Source organism: Petrotoga halophila DSM 16923 (genome assembly GCF_002924615.1).
Genome location: NZ_JALY01000043.1, coordinates 1 through 4,523, shown reverse-complemented (window position 1 = coordinate 4,523; position 4,523 = coordinate 1). Strand labels below are relative to the sequence as shown.

Here is a 4,523-nt window from a genome sequence, read left to right as displayed (position 1 = left end):
AAAATATTAAAAGAAACAAAGGTAAAAGCACCCGTTAAAAGAGGGGACGTTGTAATACAAAATATATTAGACACAGGTAGTGATATAATAGCTACGAGAAGTGTCAATAGGAAAAAATAAGAAACAAAAAAGTGTCTTAAAAGGAGATAATATGAAAGGTTTATGTAATTTAATCAAGAAAAACACTATAATTCCTGCTATTAGAGATTTAAATGACTTAGATGATGCCTTAAAAACTGAATCCCCTATCATTTTTTTGCTTACGGGATCCATATTGATTTTAGAAGATGTTATGCCTATTGTAAAACAATTTAATAAAAAGTTATTTATCAATATCGATTTACTAGAAGGCATCGCTTCTGATAAAAAAGGTATTGAATATTTAGCTCGTAAACAGTTATGTGATGGAATAATATCCACAAAAAATAACGCTATAAAAACAGCAATGCAAGAAAATTTAATGGCAGTTCAAAGGGTGTTTTTGATAGATTCTAACTCTTTAAAATCTGTTGTAAATTTTCTGGAAAAAACTTCTCAACCTAATGCCTTTGAAATATTACCAGCGATAGCAGCACCATATTTTTTAGAAAATATAGGAACAAAGGTATGTTTGATAGCTGGTGGATTGGTAAGTAAAAAAGAAGAGGTTTTGGAGCTCTTTAAAAAGGGTATCCATGCTATTTCTACCAGTGCTAAAGATTTATGGTAAAAAGATTATTTTAAAGTTTCTGATAAAGATGTTATATAATAAGTCTGCTCTGGGATAATTCTTTTTGAGCGGACTTATTTCTTTTAGTATTTGATGTTACCCAATTTTATTTTAGTAGAAGCACAGTTTTTATTCCGAGTGATTCTTAACAATTATTTTTTGATTTTTTAGAAAAATAACCATGATTATTGTGGTAAAATTCTTTATATTCATATATTTTTTATTATGCAAAATGCATTGTGGGGGGTTCTATGGAGATCTACAAAAGAATAATCAGAATAGCTTTCCCGATAGCGCTTCAGCAAGTTATCTTTACAAGCGTTAATTTTGTTGATACCTTAATGATCGGGCTTTTGGGAGAGGTTGCCATCGCTTCAGTTGGACTTTCAAATCAGTTTTTCTTCTTGTACAACTTAATATTGTTTGGACTAGTCTCTGGAGGAGGCATTTTCTTTGCACAGTATTGGGGGAAAAAAGATGAGGATGGTTTATCTCGTTCTGTTGCGTTAACTATCTTGTCCTCCCTTCTCTTCTCTATTCCCTTCTTTTATGAAAATTCAGCAAGAACACTCTCCAATTTATTGGAGAGATGATAGCTGGTTTTAGAAACACAAAGCGAATCTAGGTCAAAAAGACGTTGTTAATTATATGTATGTATGATACAATTGTATTATATCATACAATTATCGAAATTAAGGTGATTGAATATGTTGAAGACATACAAATTTCGTATATATCCAACAAACGAACAAATTGAGAAACTTAATCAGCATTTTGGACATACTCGATTTGTTTACAACCTATTCTTAGAATTTGCTAACAACGCATATAAAAATACTAAAACGTATACTAATTACTATATGTGGGCTAAAGTGCTTACAGCTCTTAAAAAGACAGAGAAGTATCAATGGCTAAACGATGTCAACTCTCAATCATTACAACAGTCTTTGAAAAATTTAGAGAGTGGATATAAACGTTTATTTAAGAAACTGAGTAAGCACCCTAAATTTAAAAAGAAATCAAGTAGGCAATCGTTCAGAGTTCCTCAACATATACAACTGTATGAAAACGAAAATAATGATAAATACGGTATTATATTCGTACCAAAGTTTAAAGAAGGTATTAAAGTAAGAGTACATAGAAAAATAGATTCAAATGCAAAGATAAAAAATTGTACTTTCATTAAAACTCCAACAGGTAAGTACTTTGTGTCTATAACCTTTGAAGTCGAAGGTTCTTACCCTGTAAGAGATATAGACTATGAGAACTCAATTGGTATGGATATGGGATTGAAAGATTCTGTTGTATTATCCGATGGAACAAAGTATCCAGCTCCTAAAGTTTTGTCTAAGTACGAAAGGAAATTAAAACATGCATATAAAAAGTTTTCAAGCAAAGAACAAGGTTCTAAGAATTGGGACAAAGCAAAATTAGAAGTTGCTAGAATACATGAGAAAATAAAAAATACACGAGAGGATTTTCTGCATAAACTAACGAAAGAAATCAGTGAGAACCAAGCTGATGTCTTCGTTGTAGAAACTCTCAATATAAGCGGTATGTTAAAGAATCATCATTTAGCTAAAAGTATCTCAGATTCAGGATGGTACCAATTCAAAACATTCCTAAAATACAAAGCAGAGAGGTTAGGCAAAAAGGTAATCGAGATAGGAATGTTCGAACCTTCGTCTAAAACTTGTAGTGTATGTGGGTATAAAAACGAAGGTTTAAAACTCTCTGATAGGGAATGGGTATGTCCTGAATGTGGAACTGTGCAGGATAGAGATATAAATGCTGCCATTAATATGAGGCAGTTTGGATTAAAACAGGCATTCGCCACACAGCCTTACGGCAGATAAGGAAACAGTTGGTCACTGTATAAAAAGACTCTACCCCAGGGACTGGGGGATGTTAAGCCTTTGGAGACTGTGTAAGACGAGTTATCCCTAAGAGGCGGAAGCCCGTCTCCTCGCAACGGTCGATGAATTAGGAAGCTTACCACTTTAGAGGTGAGTAGTTCACTGAGTTATTTTACTCCAGAATTGGTTTTGAGATTTTTTAGCCCGGATATTGAGGTTATTAAAGCTGGAATACCTTATTTAAAGGTAATTGCTTTTAGTTACCCTTTATTTGCAATTACAATGGTCTTTTCTTTCATGCTTAGAAGTATAGGAAAAGCTCATCTGCCTTTGATAATAACTATTATAGAATTATCCACAAACATCTTGCTAAATTATTTGCTAATCTTTGGTAAGTTTGGTTTCCCTGTTTTAGGTATAAAAGGTGCTGCGATAGGAACTTTGATTGCTAGAGCGATTGGATGTACTGCAACAGTTTTTATAGTTTACGTTGGAAAGCTCCCAGGAAGGGCTTATTTTAAACATGTTGCTGAATTGAATTCAAAATTTATGAAAAACTTCTTTCATTACGCCTTACCTACTTTGGCAAATGAATTTGCCTGGTCATTGGGATTCACTATGTATTCTGTTGTTTATGCTCATATGGGAACAGATGTCATAGCTGCTCAAAGAGTTATGTCAACTATAGAAGGGTTTGCGGTTTCTGTGACTTTTTCTATAGCTAACGCTGCATCAGTAATTATTGGAAATATATTGGGAGTATCTAAATTTGAAGAAGCCTTTGAAACCTCCAAAAAAGCCTTAAAATTGGCGGAGTTAATAAGTGTAATAGCAGCTATCGTAGGGATAGTAACTACATTTTTAGTAGTTGATGTATTCGATGTTTCAGAAGAAGTTAAAAATATGGTAAAAGTCACAATAATTATTTCAATGGGGTTTCTACCGGTAAAGATCTTCAACGGTATGAACGTTGTCGGATTTTTAAGAGCCGGAGGAGATACAAGATTCTCTTTTTTGGTTGAAGCTTCTACGTTGTGGTGTATAGGTGTTCCTCTAGCTGCGATTGGAGGATTGTTATTAAATTTAAGTTTTCCCACCGTTTATTTTTTAACGATGATGGAAGAGATCATAAAATCAATAATTCTTTTTTTCAGATATAGAAGTAAAAAATGGCTTAGAAACGTTTTAGAAGAGGCTTAGGTTTTACACCTTATAGGGGGGATGTTTGTGATGGAGAGTATTATTGAAGTGAAGAATTTGAAGAAGTATTATAAGAGTATAAAAGCGGTTGACGGTGTTTCTTTTGATGTAAAAAAAGGCGAGATCGTTGCTATTTTAGGTCCAAACGGTGCTGGGAAAACAACAACACTTGAAATAATCGAAGGATTGAGAAAAAAAGACGCGGGAGAAATTTACTATTTTGGGAAAAAGATAGAAAACGTAGATTCTAATATTAAAGAAAGAATAGGCATTCAATTACAAGATACTAATTTTTTCCCAAATTTAAAGGTTTTGGAAACCCTTAAAGCATTCTCGGGATTATACAAAAATAGTCTTGATGTAAATAAGATTTTGAAGGATTTTAATCTTGAAGAAAAAAAGAATAGTAAGGTCTCAAAACTTTCAGGTGGACAATTACAAAGATTAGCGTTAGCTACAGCGGTAATTAATGATCCTGTGTTGTTGTTTCTTGATGAGCCAACTACAGGGTTAGATCCTCAAGCAAGAAGAAGTACATGGGAAAAAATATCGGACTTAAGAAATTTAGGCAAGACCATAATACTAACTACCCATTATATGGAAGAAGCTGAATTTTTGGCTGATAGAATCTATATTTTTGATCAAGGCCGGGTAATAGCGCAAGGAACACTTAAAGAGCTAATACATTCGTTGAAAATGGACTCCATAATCACCTTTGAAATTAACTCTAATGGGAACTTTGATGAGATAAAAGAAGA

6 protein-coding genes are annotated in these 4,523 nt (G+C 33.1%); all 6 read left to right on the top strand.

Annotated features, from left to right (window positions below; translation table 11 throughout):
• Nucleotides 1-3: 3 nt before the first annotated feature.
• On the top strand, nt 4-120 hold the full coding sequence (locus tag AA81_RS14665; RefSeq protein ID WP_281256282.1) for a DUF1667 domain-containing protein: 117 nt from the start codon (nt 4-6) through the stop codon (nt 118-120).
• 31 nt (nt 121-151) lie between these two features.
• A complete protein-coding gene (locus tag AA81_RS01850; RefSeq protein ID WP_103078065.1) occupies nt 152-709 on the top strand; it encodes a glycerol-3-phosphate responsive antiterminator in 558 nt (185 codons plus the stop codon).
• Nucleotides 710-960: 251 nt separating this feature from the next.
• Complete coding sequence (locus AA81_RS01845; RefSeq protein ID WP_245863365.1) at nt 961-1,302, top strand: MATE family efflux transporter; 342 nt, start codon at nt 961-963, stop codon at nt 1,300-1,302.
• Between the two features lie 114 nt (nt 1,303-1,416).
• A complete protein-coding gene (locus AA81_RS01840) occupies nt 1,417-2,565 on the top strand; it encodes an RNA-guided endonuclease TnpB family protein (protein WP_103897998.1) in 1,149 nt (382 codons plus the stop codon).
• A gap of 150 nt (nt 2,566-2,715) precedes the next feature.
• A complete protein-coding gene (locus tag AA81_RS01835) occupies nt 2,716-3,765 on the top strand; it encodes an MATE family efflux transporter (protein ID WP_245863363.1) in 1,050 nt (349 codons plus the stop codon).
• Nucleotides 3,766-3,795: 30 nt separating this feature from the next.
• A partial coding sequence (locus AA81_RS01830; RefSeq protein WP_103897997.1) for an ABC transporter ATP-binding protein occupies nt 3,796-4,523 on the top strand: 728 nt, incomplete at its 3' end.